The following is a 2500-nucleotide window of genomic DNA, read 5'->3' as shown; positions in this document are numbered from 1 at the left end:
TAGGCATGTCCAGGATGAAGTCAGGGTAACACCTGATGGAGGTCCGAACCCACACCTGTTGAAAAAGGTCGGGATGAGGTGTGCCTAGGGGTGAAAGGCCAATCAAACTTGGAGATAGCTGGTTCTCCGCGAAAGCTATTTAGGTAGCGCCTCGGACGAATACCTTGGGGGGTAGAGCACTGGATGGGTGATGGGGTCCCACAGACTTACTGAGCCTAACCAAACTCCGAATACCCAAGAGTACTATCCGGGAGACACACGGCGGGTGCTAACGTCCGTCGTGGAGAGGGAAACAACCCTGACCAACAGCTAAGGCCCCCAATTCGTGGCTAAGTGGGAAAGCATGTGGGACGACCAAAACAACCAGGAGGTTGGCTTAGAAGCAGCCATCCTTTAAAGATAGCGTAACAGCTCACTGGTCTAGATAAGTTGTCCTGCGGCGAAGATGTAACGGGGCTCAAGCCACGAGCCGAAGCTTTGGGTGCACGCAAGTGCGCGGTAGCGGAGCGTTCCGTGATATAGTTCCACGCCTCTTGTGCTTCTTCGGAAGCATCGGAGGCTCGGAGCTGACTGTGAAGCCAGGCTGTAAGGCATCTGGTGGAGTGATCGGAAGCGAGAATGTTGACATGAGTAGCGATAAACAGGGTGAGAGACCCTGTCGCCGAAAGTCCAAGGGTTCCTGCTTAAAGCTAATCTGAGCAGGGTAAGCCGGCCCCTAAGGCGAGGCAGAAATGCGTAGTCGATGGGAACCAGGTTAATATTCCTGGGCCAGGAGATGGTGACGGATCCCGAGGGTAGTTCGATCTTAACGGATTGATCGGGCTGCTTAGGGGTTCCTGGAAATAGCCCTCCACAAGACCGTACCCTAAACCGACACAGGTGGACTGGTAGAGAATACCAAGGCGCTTGAGAGAACCACATTTAAGGAACTCGGCAAAATACCTCCGTAAGTTCGCGAGAAGGAGGCCCGGTCAGCAGGCAACTGTCGGCCGGGGGCACAAACCAGGGGGTGGCGACTGTTTACTAAAAACACAGGGCTCTGCGAAGTCGCAAGACGACGTATAGGGTCTGACGCCTGCCCGGTGCTGGAAGGTTAAAAGGAGGGGTGCAAGCTCCGAATTGAAGCCCCAGTAAACGGCGGCCGTAACTATAACGGTCCTAAGGTAGCGAAATTCCTTGTCGGGTAAGTTCCGACCTGCACGAATGGCGTAACGACTTCCCCGCTGTCTCAAATGTGGACTCAGCGAAATTGAACTGTGTGTCAAGATGCACACTTCCCGCGGTTAGACGGAAAGACCCCATGCACCTTTACTATAGCTTCGCACTGGCATCAGGATTGTGATGTGCAGGATAGGTGGTAGGCTTTGAAGCGGGGACGCTAGTCCTCGTGGAGCCTCCCTTGAGATACCACCCTTCGCACTCTTGATGTCTAACCGCGGTCCGTTATCCGGATCCGGGACCATGCGTGGTGGGTAGTTTGACTGGGGCGGTCGCCTCCCAAAGAGTAACGGAGGCGCGCGAAGGTTGGCTCAGAGCGGTCGGAAATCGCTCGTTGAGTGCAATGGCAGAAGCCAGCCTGACTGCAAGACTGACAAGTCGAGCAGAGACGAAAGTCGGCCATAGTGATCCGGTGGTCCCGAGTGGAAGGGCCATCGCTCAACGGATAAAAGGTACGCTGGGGATAACAGGCTGATGATGCCCAAGAGTCCATATCGACGGCATCGTTTGGCACCTCGATGTCGGCTCATCTCATCCTGGGGCTGGAGCAGGTCCCAAGGGTATGGCTGTTCGCCATTTAAAGAGGTACGTGAGCTGGGTTTAGAACGTCGTGAGACAGTTCGGTCCCTATCTGCCGTGGGTGTAGGAGACTTGCGAAGAGTTGCCCCTAGTACGAGAGGACCGGGGTGAACGTTCCACTGGTGGACCAGTTGTCGTGCCAACGGCAGTGCTGGGTAGCTATGAACGGACAGGATAACCGCTGAAGGCATCTAAGCGGGAAGCCCCCTTCAAAACTAGGTCTCCCTTGAGGGCCGTGGAAGACCACCACGTCGATAGGCCGGAGGTGTAAGTGCAGCAATGCATTCAGCTGACCGGTACTAATTGCCCGATAGGCTTGATTTGATCCAGTAATAGCATGGCACTACGACCATGAGACCTGGATCGCATGACAATACATGCAAATGGACAACGAGATCGCGAAAGCGATACGCTGATTGTGCTTCTTCCTCGGTTTGGTGGTCATAGCGCGAGCAAAACACCCGATCCCTTTCCGAACTCGGCAGTTAAGTGCCGCCGCGCCGATGGTACTGCGTCTCAAGACGTGGGAGAGTAGGTCACCGCCAAACCTAGAAAGAAGCACAGCTCTCAATATACGATGTCAATAAATACACCCCGCAAGTGCGAAAAAAGCCCGCGGGAACGGACGCGGGATGGAGCAGCCCGGTAGCTCGTCAGGCTCATAACCTGAAGGTCGTAGGTTCAAATCCTACTCCCGCAACCA

General features: G+C 54.9%; 1 tRNA gene and 2 rRNA genes (1 of these 3 cut by a window edge). All 3 read left to right on the top strand.

What is annotated here, in order from left to right:
- Positions 1 to 2121 (top strand): 23S ribosomal RNA (locus GVY41_RS19940); it begins 714 nt to the left of the window's first position.
- A 109-nt stretch (positions 2122 to 2230) separates the two neighbouring features.
- A 5S ribosomal RNA gene (rrf, locus tag GVY41_RS19935) occupies positions 2231 to 2345 on the top strand.
- A 78-nt stretch (positions 2346 to 2423) separates the two neighbouring features.
- Positions 2424 to 2500 (top strand) — tRNA-Met (locus tag GVY41_RS19930).

It is taken from the genome of Frigidibacter albus (genome assembly GCF_009908165.1).
GTDB classification, from domain to species: domain Bacteria; phylum Pseudomonadota; class Alphaproteobacteria; order Rhodobacterales; family Rhodobacteraceae; genus Frigidibacter; species Frigidibacter albus.
The sequence above is the reverse complement of the archived record's forward strand: the minus strand, read 5'-3'. Positions and strand labels throughout refer to the sequence as shown.